Source organism: Leifsonia shinshuensis, assembly GCF_031456835.1.
GTDB classification, from domain to species: domain Bacteria; phylum Actinomycetota; class Actinomycetes; order Actinomycetales; family Microbacteriaceae; genus Leifsonia; species Leifsonia shinshuensis_C.
Genome location: NZ_JAVDVK010000001.1, coordinates 2,500,801 through 2,514,320, shown reverse-complemented (window position 1 = coordinate 2,514,320; position 13,520 = coordinate 2,500,801). Strand labels below are relative to the sequence as shown.

11 protein-coding genes are annotated in these 13,520 nt (G+C 68.3%); 5 read left to right on the top strand and 6 right to left on the bottom strand.

What is annotated here, in order from left to right; translation table 11 throughout:
* Positions 1 to 91 precede the first annotated feature (91 nt).
* The 5 genes from J2W45_RS12135 to J2W45_RS12115 all read right to left on the bottom strand — a co-directional run bounded on the left by J2W45_RS12135 (position 92) and on the right by J2W45_RS12115 (position 5,951).
* Positions 92 to 1,114 (bottom strand): LacI family DNA-binding transcriptional regulator, encoded by a 1,023-nt coding sequence (locus J2W45_RS12135; RefSeq protein ID WP_310132201.1) that lies wholly within the window; start codon positions 1,112 to 1,114, stop codon positions 92 to 94.
* 35 nt (positions 1,115 to 1,149) lie between these two features.
* Complete coding sequence (locus tag J2W45_RS12130) at positions 1,150 to 2,622, bottom strand: GH1 family beta-glucosidase (RefSeq protein WP_310132199.1); 1,473 nt, start codon at positions 2,620 to 2,622, stop codon at positions 1,150 to 1,152.
* A 2-nt stretch (positions 2,623 to 2,624) separates the two neighbouring features.
* The gene (locus J2W45_RS12125; RefSeq protein WP_310132197.1) at positions 2,625 to 3,491 is read right to left on the bottom strand and encodes a carbohydrate ABC transporter permease; all 867 of its coding nucleotides are present in this window, start codon (positions 3,489 to 3,491) and stop codon (positions 2,625 to 2,627) included.
* Complete coding sequence (locus tag J2W45_RS12120) at positions 3,488 to 4,561, bottom strand: carbohydrate ABC transporter permease (RefSeq protein ID WP_310132195.1); 1,074 nt, start codon at positions 4,559 to 4,561, stop codon at positions 3,488 to 3,490. Before J2W45_RS12120 ends, J2W45_RS12125 begins: the two co-directional genes overlap by 4 nt.
* A gap of 64 nt (positions 4,562 to 4,625) precedes the next feature.
* A complete protein-coding gene (locus tag J2W45_RS12115) occupies positions 4,626 to 5,951 on the bottom strand; it encodes an ABC transporter substrate-binding protein (RefSeq protein ID WP_310132192.1) in 1,326 nt (441 codons plus the stop codon).
* 307 nt (positions 5,952 to 6,258) lie between these two features.
* On the opposite strand from J2W45_RS12115, the gene J2W45_RS12110 reads away from it, so the two are divergent.
* Genes J2W45_RS12110 through J2W45_RS12100 form a run of 3 tightly spaced genes read left to right on the top strand, consistent with a single transcriptional unit; the run spans position 6,259 to position 9,305 of the window.
* Positions 6,259 to 7,104, top strand: coding sequence for a polyprenol monophosphomannose synthase (locus tag J2W45_RS12110; RefSeq protein WP_310132190.1), 846 nt, complete (start codon positions 6,259 to 6,261; stop codon positions 7,102 to 7,104).
* Positions 7,101 to 8,792: a glycan biosynthesis hexose transferase WsfD gene (wsfD, locus tag J2W45_RS12105; RefSeq protein WP_310132188.1), complete on the top strand. Its 1,692-nt coding sequence runs from the start codon at positions 7,101 to 7,103 to the stop codon at positions 8,790 to 8,792. Before J2W45_RS12110 ends, wsfD begins: the two co-directional genes overlap by 4 nt.
* A 24-nt stretch (positions 8,793 to 8,816) precedes the next feature.
* Positions 8,817 to 9,305, top strand: coding sequence for a GtrA family protein (locus J2W45_RS12100; RefSeq protein WP_310135015.1), 489 nt, complete (start codon positions 8,817 to 8,819; stop codon positions 9,303 to 9,305).
* Between the two features lie 18 nt (positions 9,306 to 9,323).
* Here J2W45_RS12100 and J2W45_RS12095 read toward each other — a convergent pair whose 3' ends face one another.
* The gene (locus tag J2W45_RS12095) at positions 9,324 to 11,378 is read right to left on the bottom strand and encodes an MDR family MFS transporter (RefSeq protein ID WP_310132186.1); all 2,055 of its coding nucleotides are present in this window, start codon (positions 11,376 to 11,378) and stop codon (positions 9,324 to 9,326) included.
* A gap of 319 nt (positions 11,379 to 11,697) precedes the next feature.
* Here J2W45_RS12095 and J2W45_RS12090 point away from each other — a divergent pair, with 319 nt between their 5' ends.
* Together J2W45_RS12090 and J2W45_RS12085 are read left to right on the top strand one after the other, a co-directional pair.
* On the top strand, positions 11,698 to 12,594 hold the full coding sequence (locus J2W45_RS12090; protein ID WP_310132184.1) for a DUF1287 domain-containing protein: 897 nt from the start codon (positions 11,698 to 11,700) through the stop codon (positions 12,592 to 12,594).
* Between the two features lie 49 nt (positions 12,595 to 12,643).
* A complete protein-coding gene (locus J2W45_RS12085; protein ID WP_310132182.1) occupies positions 12,644 to 13,498 on the top strand; it encodes a M15 family metallopeptidase in 855 nt (284 codons plus the stop codon).
* The last annotated feature ends 22 nt before the right edge of the window (positions 13,499 to 13,520 follow it).

Below are 13,520 nucleotides of genomic sequence, written 5' to 3'. Positions count from 1 at the left end.
CCATCGAGTCCTCACAAAGTGCCCGCGACACGCCGCAAGAGCGTGCACTAAGTGAGGACTCGATGGAGGGGCGAAAGGCGGGCGGAGCCCCCTACGAGCTCTGCCGCACCACCAGCTCGGTCGGCAGCAGCGTCACCCGGTCGACCGGCTCGCCCGCGAGCAGCCGCACCAGCACCCGCGCCATCGCCTCGCCGAGGCCGATCGACGGCTGGTGCACCGTGGTCAGCGGCGGGGACGACATGAGACCGAAGTTGTCGTCGTCGTAGCCGACCACCGCGATGTCGCCCGGGATGCTGAGTCCCGCCTCGTGGATGGCCGAGTACGCCCCGGCCGCCATCTGGTCGTTCGCGGCGAACAGTCCGTCGATGCGGCGGCCGTCGGCGAGCAGCCGGCGCATCGCGTCCGAGCCGGAGGCCGGGGAGAAGTCGCCGTACGCGACCAGCGACGTGTCGAGTCCCGCCTGCGACATCGCCTGCTTCCACCCTGTGTACCGGTCGAGGCCGGCGGGCATGTCCTGCGGTCCCGTGATCAGCGCGATGTCGCGGCGCCCCCGGTCGATGAGGTGCTGGGTGGCCACCTGCGCGCCCGCAACGTTGTCCACATCCACGTAGTACGACGAGTGCTCGCTCTCGCTCACCGGGCGTCCGCCGAAGACCAGCGGGAGGGATGCGCCGAGCTGCGCGTACGAGTGGTCGCCCGAGTGGTGGGACACGACCAGCGCGCCGTCGACGTTGCCGCCCATCAGGTAACGCCTGGTCTTGTCGGGGTTCGTCTCCGACGAGATGACCATGTTGAGCGTGTACTCGGTGTCGGCCAGGGCCAGGGCGACGCCCTGCACGATGGAGGCGAAGAACGGGTCCGCGAAGACCTTCGCCGTCGACTCCGGAAGCACCAGCGCGATCACCTGCGTGCGCCGGGAAGCCAGCGAACGGGCCGCGCGATTGGGGACGTAATTGAGGTCGGCGATCGCGCGTTCCACCGCGGCCACCACCTCGGCGGTGACCTTGGGCGAGCCGTTGACCACGCGTGAGACCGTGGCGCGGGAGACGCCGGCGCGCGCGGCGACGGCCTCCAGGGTGGGAACCACCCGGCCGGGCATCTGCTCCGTGGTCATCCGGTCTCCTCGTCGCTTTGGTCCATGCTAGACGGCTAGACGCGCGAGGCGGCGGCCTCCCCCACGGCATCCACGACCTCACCGGCCGGGGCGCCGGCCCGCGCTGCGGCGATGATCCGCGCGAACGCGAGACCCGAGTCCTTCACGGTCCGCTCCTGAGTCTCGTAGTCGACCCGGACGATGCCGAAGCGCTTCGCGTACCCCCACGCCCACTCGAAGTTGTCGAGCAGCGACCACACGAAGTAGCCGCGCACGTCCGCACCGTCGTCGATGGCCCGCCCGACGGCGTCGATGTGGGCGAGGATGTACGCCTCGCGCTCGCGGTCGTGCACCTGCCCGTCCTCCGAGACGACGTCGTCGTAGGCGGCGCCGTTCTCGGTGATGTACAGCGGCGGCAGCGCCGGGTAGTCCCGGGTGAGCCGCACGAGCAGGGCATGGAGGCCATTCGGGTTGACCTCCCAGCCCATCGCCGTGGTCGGCAGGTGACGCGACGGGAACGTGACGAACTCGCTGCCCACGAACGGTGACGAGGTCGGCCGGCCGGTCGGCACGACGGGCGCAGGCTGGTCCGGGCCCAGCGGATGGCCGCTCACGTTGTCGTCGTGGTAGTGGTTCACGCCGAGGAAATCGAGCGGGGCCGCGATCACGTCCAGGTCGCCGTCGTGCACCAGCTCTTCGAAGCGGTGCTCGCGCACATCCTCGAGCACATCGGACGGGTAGGCGCCGAGCAGCAGCGGCTCCAGGTACATGCGGTTCCACAGCCCGTCGATGCGGCGGGCGGCGTCGAGGTCGAGCTCGTCCGCCGGGTCGTTCGGGACCGCCGTGGTGAGGTTCAGCGTGATGCCCAGCCGCAGGTCGGCGGAACGCCCGCCCCCCGACGCAAGTGAACGGATGGCCGCAGCGGCGAGCCCGTGGCCGAGGTGCTGGTGGTGCAGGGCCGCCAGCGCCGCCCGGGGCTCCTGCCGCCCGGGTGCGTGCTCACCGCCCGCGTACCCGATCAGCGACGAGCACAGGGGCTCGTTGAACGTGGTCCAGTGGTCCACCCGGTCGCCCAGCGCCTCGTACACGGCGACCGCGTAGTCGCGGAAACGGTACGCGGTGTCCCGGTTCGCCCATCCGCCCTTCTCTTCCAGCGCCTGCGGCAGATCCCAGTGATACAGCGTCAGCCACGGCAGGATGCCGGCGCCGAGCAGCTCGTCGACCAGCCGGTCGTAGAACGCCAGACCCGCCGGGTTCACGGCCCGGTCGCCCGGCTTCACGCGCGCCCAGGATGTGGAGAACCGGTACGACTGGAGGCCGAGGGACGCCATGAGCGCCACATCCTGCGGCATCCGGTGGTAGTGGTCGACCGCCGTCTCGGGGGTGTCGCCGCCCGCGATCGCGCCGGGGACACGCGCGAACGCATCCCAGATCGAGTCCTCCTTGCCGTCCTCGTGGGCGGCGCCCTCGATCTGCGCGGCGGCGGTGGCCGACCCCCAGAGAAAGCCGTCGGGCCAGGTGCGGTTCATTCTCAACCTTTCACCGCGCCGGCCATGATGCCGGAGACCAGCTGCCGGCCGGCGAGCACGAAGAGGATCAGCAGGGGGATGGTGGCGAGCACGGCTCCGGCGAGCACGATCGAGTAGTCGACGTACTTCGCCGACTGCAGCTGGCTCAGTGCCACCTGCAGCGTCGGGTTCTGGGGCGCGACGAGCAGCGGCCAGAGGTAGTCCGTCCACGCGGTCATGAAGGTGAACAGGCCGAGGATCGCCATGGCCGGTCGCGCGGCGGGGACACCGACGTGCCAGAACGTGCGGATCATGCTGGCGCCGTCGACGCGAGCCGCCTCGATCAGCTCGTCGGGGATGACGTCCACGAGGTACTGCCGCATGAAGAAGACGCCGAACGCCGTGACCAGGGTCGGGACGATGACCGCGCCGAGGGTCCCCGTCCACCCGAACTGCTTCATCACCATGAAGAGCGGGATGATGCCGAGCTGGGTCGGGACGGCGAGCGTCGCGACGACGAAGACCATCAGCCCCTCGCGTCCGCGGAACCGAAGCTTCGCGAAGGCGTAGCCGGCGAGCGTCGAGAACGCGACGACGGATGCGGTGATCACGGTCGAGACGATGATCGAGTTGCCGAGCGCCTGCCAGAACGGCACGGTGTCGAGGACCTGACCGATGTTCGTCCAGAACTGCCCGCCCGGCAGCAGCGGCGGCCACGTCGAGGTGAGCACGGTGCTGTTGCTGGATCCGGCGACGAACGACCACCAGAGCGGGTAGGCGCCGCCGAGGAAGATCGCGAGCAGGATGCCGTAGGTCAGGAAGCCGGGGCGGCGGTCGATGCCGAGCGCGCGGCGCTTCGGCGGGCGGATGTCGCGGGCCGTGGCGGTCACAGGTTCTTCTCCTCGCTCGCTGCGGCCAGGATGCGCGAGGCCTGCAGTCGTCTGGCTGTCCGTCTGCGATGCAGCCGGGTCTCGGTGGAGGCGATCCGCCGCGAGATCAGGAAGTTGATGACTCCGAAGATCACGATCAGCAGGAAGAGCAGCCACGCGATCGCGGACGCCTTTCCGAAGTTCTGGCGGTTGAACGCCATGTCCCAGAGGTAGAGCACGGTCGTCTGGTACTGCCGCTGCGGGCCGCCTGGGACTGCGCTCGACGGGTTGAACAGCTTGGGCTCGGTGAAGATCTGGAGTCCGCCGATCGTCGCCGTGATGATGACGAAGATCATGGTCGGCCGGATGCTCGGCAGCGTGATCGAGAAGAAGCGGCGGAACGAGCCGGCCCCGTCGAGCGCGGCGGACTCGTGGATGTCGCGGGGGACCGCCTGCATCGCGGCGAGGAGGATGAGGGCGTTGTAGCCCGTCCACCGCCAGTTGACCATCGAGGCGATGGCGACGTGCGACGGGAAGGTCTCGGTCTTCCACATCACCGGGTCGAGCCCGAGCGCCTGGATGATGTTGTTGATCAGGCCGTACTTCTCGTCGAACGCGCTCGAGAAGATCAGGGTCACCGCGACCGGGGTGACGACGTAGGGGAGCAGCACGCTCATCCGCCAGAAGGTCTTGGCGCGCAGGTTCTGGTCGAGGATCGCGGCGATGAAGACGGCGGCGACCAGCTGCGGGATGGCGGAGAGCAGGAAGATGCTGATCGTGTTGAAGAGGGAGTTCCAGAAGAACGGATCCGTCAGCTCGGCCGCGTAGTTCTTGAAGCCGACCCACTCGCCCGGGCCGGTGAGCAGGTTCCAGTTGTTCAGCGAGACGACGAACGTGTAGATGAGCGGGAAGAGGCCGACGAGCCCGAAGAGGATGAAGAACGGCGCCACGTAGAAGTAGGGCGACGCCTTCACGTCGAAGCGGCTGAGCCGCTGCTTGGCGGTCAGGTCGCCGCGTCCGGCGCGCCGGGGCGGCGACGCGGGCGCGGTGGTCGCGGCGTCGTCGCGCGCGGTGGTGGCGGTGGTGGTCATGGCGGTTCTCCCCGTGGTGCGGGCCCCCGCCGCCATCAGCGGCGGGGGCCCGGGTGCGGATTCGTTACTTGTTGACGACCAGCTGGTCGAGCAGCTTCATGGCGTTGTCCCACGCCTGGTCGCCGTTCGCCTTGCCGGAGTCGAGCTGCTGAACGGACGGGCCGAACACCTGCGACTGGATGACCGAGTCGTCCGGTCCCTTGTACTGGGCGACGACTCCCTTCGCGCGCTCGCCGAGGATCTGGCCGACGGGGGCGTTGTTGAAGAACTTCGTCAGGTCGCTCTCACCGGTCACACCGGCGTCGGTCTGCGCTGCGGTCACCGACGGGAACGTACCGGCGGCCTGGAAGGTCTGGACCTGCGACTTGGCGGTGGTCAGCCAGGCGGCGAGAGCCGCAGCCTCCTTCGGGTGCTTCGACTGGGTCGGGACCGTCAGGAACGATCCGCCCCAGTTGGCCGCGCCGCCCGGGAAGACGTTGGCGAAGTCCCAGCCGGTGGCGGCGTCGCCGCCGCCTGCCTTGACCTGCCCCTGCACGACGCCGAGCATCCAGCCCGGGCAGACGAACGTGGCGAAGGATCCGTCGGTGAACGCCTTGCCCTTGCCCCAGTCCCACTGGGCCTGGTTGGAGGAGAGGCCGGCAGCCGCCCCGTCGGCGAGCTTGGACCACAGGGCCTTGAGGTCGCTGTTGTCCTTGATGTTGAGCTTGCCGTCCTTGGTGTAGTAGCCCTCGTCCTGCTGGTTCACCATGGCGTTCCAGATGAAGCCGGACTGGTCGTACCAGGGCTTGCCGGTGGCGGCGTGGTACTGCTCGCCGACCTTGAAGAAGTCGTCCCAGCTGGCGTTCTCGCCGCCGAACAGCTTGGCGACGGACTCGCGGTCGCTCGGCAGGCCGGCCGCGGCGAAGAGCTTGCCGTTGTAGCAGAGGCCCTCCGGTCCGATGTCGGTGCCGTAGCCGATGATGCGGCCGTTCTTGTCGGTGGCCTGCTTGAGCTTCCAGTCGACCCAGCGGTCCTTGATGTCGTTCGCGCCGTAGGACTTCAGGTCGGTGAACTGGTCGGAGACCTGCATGACCTTGCTGAGCCAGCCCTCCTCGACCGCCTGGACGTCGGGGAGGCCGCTTCCGGCCGCCTGCTTCGTCTGCCAGTCGGTGAGCGCGTTGTCGCCCGTGTCGATGTTGGTGGCCTTGATGGTGATGTTCGGGTGCTCTTTCTCGTACTGCGAGTAGAGCTTGTCGAAGCCCATCGTGCCGAACGTCGTGACGGTCAGCGTGATCGGGTCCGAGCTGGATCCGCCGCCGCTGCCGCTCGACGAGCATCCGGCTGCGATGAGGGCGAAAGATGCTGCGCCGGCGACGGCCGCAGCGATCCTGGTGCGTCGTGAAAGCTTCACGGGTCACTCCTTTGTGCGTGGTGTCTTGTGTGCGCCTGAGCGGTGAGAGCGCTCTCAGTGCAGAAGCGTGAGAGCGCTCTCACGCGTTTGAGGAGAATGTAGAACGCGGCAGCGGGTGTTGTCAAGACATTTGTGGTCGCGCTCTCATCATTGTCTTTCCGGGAATCGAGCGAAGCGATGTCCCTCAGCCGCGAGCGTGCTGGGCGTTCTGCACCGCGGGCCACGTCGAATCATCGGCGTCATGTTGACGTAGAAAGCGTGGTCTCTGTTACAGAAGGCCGACCCAGGCCGCAGGAAGGAACCGGTGATGGAACGCCACCAAGCAACGAAGGGCAACGAGGTCGAGCGGACGCTCGTCGTCATCCCCACGTACAACGAGCGCGACAATCTTGCCACGGTCGTCGCTCGCGTGCGCCGATCGGTGCCCGGCATCGGGATTCTCGTGGTCGACGACGGCTCTCCCGACGGGACGGGCGATATCGCCGACGCGCTTGCGGCAGCTGATGATCGCATCCACGTGCTTCACCGTCGTTCGAAGGAGGGGCTGGGGGCCGCCTACCGGGCGGGAATGCGTTTTGCGCTGGACGCAGGATACGAGGCGGTCGTCGAGATGGATGCCGACGGCTCCCATCGGCCGGAGGAACTCGGCACGCTGCTCGCGGCGCTCCGCCGGCCGTCGTCACCTGACGGCGCAGATCTCGTCCTCGGCTCCCGCTGGGTTCCAGGAGGTGGCACGGTGAATTGGCCCCTGCGGAGGCGCATGCTCTCGCGCGGCGGCAGCGCATACGCGCGGATCGCGTTGGGCGTGCCCGCGCGTGACATCACCGGTGGCTACCGCGCGTTCACGGCCGAGGCGTTGCGACGGATCCGCATCGAGGAGGTGCAGAGCCAGGGGTACTGCTTCCAGATCGACATGGCGCGCCGTGCCTTCGATGAGGGGCTGCGCATCGTCGAAGTGCCCATCACGTTCGTGGAGCGCGAGCTCGGTGCCTCCAAGATGACGGGTGGCATCGTGCTCGAGGCTATGGCCCGGGTCACCCGTTGGGGGATCGAGCGGCGAACCGGGGTCCGGGGGACGAGCACCCGGCCTCTGCGAGAGAGTGTCGCCCAGCCGGTGGCCGCCCTCCACGCCCGAGAGCGGGCACTCGCGTGAGCGGCAACGTGGGGGAGAGGCCCCCGTTTCGCGCCCGGCTCGCGGCGGGCAGGTTCCGTTGGGTCACCGCGATTCTTCTGGCGGTGCTCGCAACCGGTGGAATGCTGGTGCGGCTTTTCTGGCCGGGACCGGTTGGAATGGCCGATAACGGCGATGGCGTGCGCCTCATGTGCCAGTCGGGCCTCTCACCTCGGGAGACCTCCCACGGCGACCTGTACAACAACTGGGCGATCCTCGACTACTTCCGCTCGCCGGAGGCGTCGAAGAATTGCATCGCCTACCCGAGCACGACGCGATTGCTCATGCAGCTCTGGGCGGCACTGAGCCGTTTCTTCGGCACGGCGGCCGACATCGATCTCCGCGTGGCGCTCGTCGCGTTTGCGGTCTTCGTCGGCCTTCTGGTTCTCGCGCTCTGTCTTCTCTTCCGTTCGCCCGTGCGGCAGGGCGCCGCGGCGCTGATCCTGGTGCTCATCCTGGGTGACGCCGCCTTCGCGGACTATCTTGGATCGCCGTTCACCGAGACTGCCGGGCTCATCGGGATCATGGGTATCGCCGTCACCGGCGTCTATGTCAGTGCGTTCCGTTCACGTCCGGTGATGACGTGGATCGCGCTCGCCGCGTTCCTGGGATTCGCCTACTTGCTCGTGAACGCGAAGACCCAGACCATCACCACGCTCGTGCCCATCGTGGTCTTCCTGCTCTGGCATGTCATCCGCATGACCGTCTCCGCGGTGCGGCGTCGCTCGGCGCTCGCCGGACTCGCCGCCGCAGCGGCACTCGTGATCGCTGTGACCGGAACCGCGGGACTCGGCGTCTCGGCGCTGAAGACCTACGACAGCAATCCCAAGGAGTTCGCCGTGATCAACCCCACGGAGGTCATTTTCGTGGGGATCCTCGGCCCGAGTGAGGATCCTGCGGCCGATCTGGCTGAGATGGGACTGCCGAAGAGCATGGCGGCCCACGCGGGCCAGAGCTGGTGGGCCGGTGACAACGCGCCCCAAGCCGATCCGCTCTTCGACTCCGTCAGAGACAAGATGACCTATGGGACGGTGGCGAAGTTCCTGATGGCCCATCCCGAACGCGCGGTCGGAATCGCCAACACCGCCGCGAAGGACTTCTTCGCGGGCCGTCCGGATTACCTCGGCAACTTCACGAAGGACAGCGGCGCGTCGGCCGCTCAGCTCGACACCCGCTTCGCGATCCCGTCCGCCGTCATGAAACCGCTCGTGGGCGGGGGTCTCGGTGCCTTCGTGATCCTTTCGCTGCTCCTGTGCATCGGAGCGATCGTCGTCCTGCGGCTGCGCGGGCCCTCGGGCTCCCGGTGGGAGGGGATCGGGCGGATCCGCACCGGTTTCGCGGCCGTCTCACTCCTGCTCGGCACGATCGCGTGGGTGCAGCTGCTGACCTGTGCGTACGGCGAGTCGATCGAGAATACGAAGCACCTCGTGCTCGGAATCCTCGCCGGAATGCTCTCCGTCGCCACGTTGATCTTCGCCCTGATGGCTGAGCGTGAACCGCAGCCGGGTCTGCGTAGTAGTTCGGCCGGCGGCGAGGACGAAGCGGAGGACGCTGAGCCTGGCGGAGGCGACTCCGCCGAGGCCCTGCACGACGAGGGAGCCGGCGAGCCCGAGCAGGCGGAAGCCGAGCGGGAGAACGCCGCCGTTGGGACGGGAGGACTCGATGCCTGACGCGATTGCTCTGCAGCCGAAGGCATCGGCCTCGGCCTCGCCCTCCGCGGTTCCATCGCCCGTGCTGCTGCAACTGCTCCGCTCGGCGCGGTCGGAGCAGTCGGCGTCGTGGTGAACCTGCTCGTCTTCAACGGTCTGATGCTGATCCCGGGCGTCGAGCTGGCCGGCAAGTCCCTCTACGCGGTGGCGCTGGCGACGCTCGCCGCGATCGGCGTCAACTGGGTCGGCAACCGGTACTGGGCGTTCTCGGCGAACCGCAGCGATGATGCGGCGCGGGAGGGCATCCAGTTCCTCGTCGTCAGCCTGGCGGGGATGCTCATCCCGGTCGGCTGCGTGTGGTTCTCCCAGACGGTACTGGGGCTCCACGGGCTGGTCGCCGACAACGTCGCGGGCAACGTGGTCGGGCTGGCGCTCGGGACGCTGTTCCGCTTCGTCCTCTACCGAGTCTGGGTGTTCGCCCCGCGCGCGCGGAGCGGCGAGGAAACGCGAAGGGCCGCCACCCTCGTCGGGTGACGGCCCTCGCGGTTCGCGTCAGTCGGTCGCGGGCCGGGGGCGCTGGGCCCGCGTTGACGCGGTGTCCGCGCCCGGCTCGACCAGCGCTCCGAACTCGCTCGCAGCACGGTTGGCGAGCACGCCCACGTCGTACTCCTCGTCGTCGTCCTCCGACAGCGAGACGTAGGCGCCGACGGGCTCGCGCTCGGCCGTGGCCTTCGCCTCCGCGTCGGCCTTGTCGTCCGCGGCCTCCTGCAGTGCCGACTTCGCCCGCAGCGGCGGGGTCTTGAAGAACAGCGACAGGATGAACGCGATCAGCACCACGATCATGGCCACCCAGTACACCGTCACCGCCGAGGCGTTGAAGGCCACCAGGAACGGCTTCGACAGGCGCTTGTCGGCGTCGTTCAGGAACGACGTGTCGTTAACGTCCGCACTGCTCGAGCCGCTGTCCGCCGACTTGAGCTTGTCGGACACCGTCGGCACGACGGCGTCGACGACCTGCTTGCGCTGGTCGGCGTTCGAGAAGTCGATCGGCTCGGCCGGGACCTTCTGCTCGGCGACGGCCTGCGGGACGCCCTGAGCGACCGCCTGCTGCACGCCGGCCTGGTGCGCCTGCGCCTGCGCCTGCTTCTCGATGGGGTCGACGATCTTGTTGTAGATCTGGTCCATGATCTGCTTGTTCTCGGGCGCGCTGGCGACCGAGGGGGTGAGAGCGGCATCCAGAGCGCTGGTCAGCGTCGGGGTGTCCGTCAGCGCCGTCTTGATGTTCGTCGGGAACACCGTGAACAGCAGCGACAGCAGCACGGCCGTGCCGAGCGTTCCACCGATCTGGCGGAAGAACGTGGACGCGCTGGTCGCGACGCCCATGTCCCGCAGGCCCACCGAGTTCTGGCTGGCGATGGTCAGCGTCTGCATCAGCTGGCCGAGGCCGAGACCGATCAGCAGCATGGCGCCGGCGATGAACCAGTAGGAGTCGTCGTACTTGATGAACGTCAGGTAGAAGAATCCACCCGCCAGCATCGCGGTTCCGATGATCGGGAACTGCCGGTAGCGGCCGGTGCGGGCGATGATCTGACCCGAGACGATCGACGAGACCATGAGGCCGAGGATCATCGGCAGCAGCTGCAGCCCCGACTCGGTCGGGGTCGAACCGAGCACCAGCTGAAGGTACAGCGGGAGGGTCAGCATGGCGCCGAACATCCCGAAACCGACGAAGACGCCGATGATGGTCGCCATCGAGAACGTGCTCGAGCGGAACAGCTTGATCGGGATGAGCGCGTCGTCCTTCATCGCGATCTCGATGAGGATGAAGGCGATGATGCCCAGACCGCCGATGACGTAGCAGGCGATGGCCGCGGGGCTGTCCCAGCCCCACGTGCGGCCCTGCTCCGCGACGAGCAGCAGCGGAACGAGTCCGACGATGACGCCCGCGGCGCCCCACCAGTCGATGCGGGCGGAGCCGCGCTCGCGCTTCGGCAGGTGCAGGAAGCGGAGCACCATCGCGAGCGCGATCAGGCCGATCGGCACGTTGATGAGGAACACCCAGCGCCAGCCGGTGATCCAGAGGATCTGGTCCGCACCGGCGAACAGGCCGCCGATCAGCGGGCCGATGAGGCTGGAGATGCCGAAGACGGCGAGGAAGTAGCCCTGGTACTTGGCGCGCTCGCGCGGCGCCAGCATGTCGCCCATGATCGCGAGCGGCATCGACATCAGACCGCCGGCGCCGAGGCCCTGGATGGCACGGAACGCGGCGAGCTCGACCATCGACGTCGAGAACGACGCCAGGACCGAACCGACGATGAAGATGAGGATGGCGATGACGAACAGCGGACGCCGGCCGAAGATGTCGGAGAGCTTGCCGTAGATCGGCGTCGAGATCGTCGAGACGATCAGGTAGCCGGTGGTGACCCAGGCCTGCTCGCTCAGACCGTGGAGGTCGTCGCCGATGGTGCGGATGGCCGTACCGACGATGGTCTGGTCGAGGGCGGAGAGGAACATGCCGGCCATGAGGCCGAAGATCACGAGAAGGATCTCGCGATGCGACATGATCGGTTTGGGAGCGGCTGTCGCCGCGCTGGTCTGACTGGACATCTGTCTCCGTGTCGAGAGTTCGGGTGTAGGGACGCCCGGCACGCGGAGCGTCACGACGATGTGGGGCAAAGAGAATTTTGCGGAGACTGCAAAGTTACACCCCCTGCCACCCTCGCCACAACGCAGGAAGGAACGGCGCTGCGGCCGCGTTCGCCAGCGGCGAACGGCCTCGTGACAGACCGCGCTCGTCGGGCCATTGTGTGGGCTGGTAGCGCGGAAAACGAACGACACTGGCCCCTCTTCAGGTGACGCAAAACTTGTGCGCGTAGCGTGGAACCGCAGCCCCCCGACCATCCTCCGAATCCGCCCGTAAGGTCGTATGAGTTCTCTCAGCCCCCGCCGCATCCTCGCCCTCACCGCCGTGGTCGCGACCGCGGCGCTCGCGTTCACCGCGTGCGCCGGAGAGCCGTCGCCGGTCACGAAGGCCGTCGCCCAGGCCGCCGCACCGTCGCCGTCGCCGACCTCGTCGGTCGTGTCGTCCATCCAGCCGGCTGCGGGCAGCGTCTCCGGAGGCACGGTCACGCTGACCGGGACGAACCTCGAGAAGGTCGCGGCCGTGCAGATCGGTGGTCAGCCGGCCGCAGTGACCCAGGCCACGGATGACAAGGTCGTCGTGAGCGTCCCTGCCGCCGCCAACTTCCAGGCGGGCAGCGTCCCGGTGACCGTGACCGACAAGAGCGGCAAGCCGGTGACGACGTCGGCGTCGACGTACGACTACCAGGTGCAGACGCCGGTGGACAAGCAGCTCGCCTACGCGCTCACGTACTGGAAGAACTACAACACGGCCCAGTACGGCGACCTGAACCCGGTCGGCGGCGACTGCGCCAACTTCGTCAGCCAGACGCTGATCGCGCGCGGCTGGCAGATGAACAGCGAGTGGTACAACCACGACGCGGCCGCCCAGTGGAGCCCGGCGTGGGGCTACGTGCCGGCCATGGACAACTACTTCCGCGAGAACGCTGCACAGCTCGGGCTCACCGAGTACTCGTTCGACCAGCGTGACAAGATCAAGGTCGGCGACATCGTGATGTTCGACTGGAACGACAACAACTCGCTCGACCACGTGCAGATCGTCTCGGCCGTGCAGAACGTCAACGGCCAGATCAAGATCAAGATGGTGGGCCACAACGAGGACAGCGACTACCGCGACCTCGACGAGGCGATCACGGTCGACCACCCGGGCGGAATCGGGCACTTCTGGAGCCTCTCCAAGTAAAGCCGACCGCTTTCCCCGGGGCGGCATCCCCGTGGGCTAGGCTCATCGCGTGGATCTGGGGGGTGCCCGCGCACGGCGGGCTCGGTCGACGCGCGCCGTCGTCGTGGGAGCGGCGCTGCTCGCCGCCCTGGTGCTGACGGGATGCGCGAGCGGTCCGGTCGCCGCGGCGCCCGCGAGCCACCGCCCGACGCCGCACCGCTCGGCCACCCCGCGGCCCCCGCGCCCGACGCCAACCGTCACGCCGACGCTCACTCCGGTGCCCACGGTTCCTCCGGCGCCGCCGTTCGTGGCCTTCGACAAGACCGCCCGGTCGGTCGACGACCCGGCCAGCCCGTGGGTCGTGGTGAACAAGCCGCGCGCGCTGAATCCCATCAGCTTCGTGCCGCAGGACCTGACGTACCCGGACGTCGCCTACGTCAACCACCAGCCGATGCGCCAGGAGACCGCGGCGGCCCTGGTCGCGATGTTCCAGGCGGGGAAGGCCGAGGCCGGGCTGGAGTTCTCGGTCCAGAGCGCCTACCGCTCGTTCGAGTCGCAGACCCGCGTCTACGACGACGACGTCGCGCACAACGGCCAGGCCTACGCCGACACGGACACCGCGCGCCCGGGCCACAGCGAGCACCAGACCGGGCTCGCCGTCGACATCAGCGCCCTGCCGGCGAAGTGCTCGCTCGACGCCTGCTTCGGGGAGACACCGCAGGGCCGCTGGCTGGCGGCCAACGCCTGGCGTTTCGGCTTCATCCTGCGCTACCCGGCCGACAAGGTCGCCGTCACCGGCTTCACCTACGAGCCGTGGCACTTCCGCTACGTCGGGACGCCGCTCGCGACCCAGCTCCACGCGACGGGCGTGACCACGCTCGAGGAGTTCTTCAACGTGCCCGGAGGCACGAGCTACCTGGGCTGAGCGCGCACGCCGATCCTCGGAG

What these genes read in the sequence shown, in the direction of transcription:
- J2W45_RS12110 (WP_310132190.1), top strand. Translation starts at nt 6,259, where the DNA reads ATGGAACGCCACCAAGCAACGAAGGGCAACGAGGTCGAGCGGACGCTC.
- J2W45_RS12135 (WP_310132201.1), bottom strand. Translation starts at nt 1,114, where the DNA reads ATGACCACGGAGCAGATGCCCGGCCGGGTGGTTCCCACCCTGGAGGCC.
- J2W45_RS12095 (WP_310132186.1), bottom strand. Translation starts at nt 11,378, where the DNA reads ATGTCCAGTCAGACCAGCGCGGCGACAGCCGCTCCCAAACCGATCATG.
- J2W45_RS12120 (WP_310132195.1), bottom strand. Translation starts at nt 4,561, where the DNA reads ATGACCACCACCGCCACCACCGCGCGCGACGACGCCGCGACCACCGCG.
- J2W45_RS12130 (WP_310132199.1), bottom strand. Translation starts at nt 2,622, where the DNA reads ATGAACCGCACCTGGCCCGACGGCTTTCTCTGGGGGTCGGCCACCGCC.
- J2W45_RS12090 (WP_310132184.1), top strand. Translation starts at nt 11,698, where the DNA reads ATGAGTTCTCTCAGCCCCCGCCGCATCCTCGCCCTCACCGCCGTGGTC.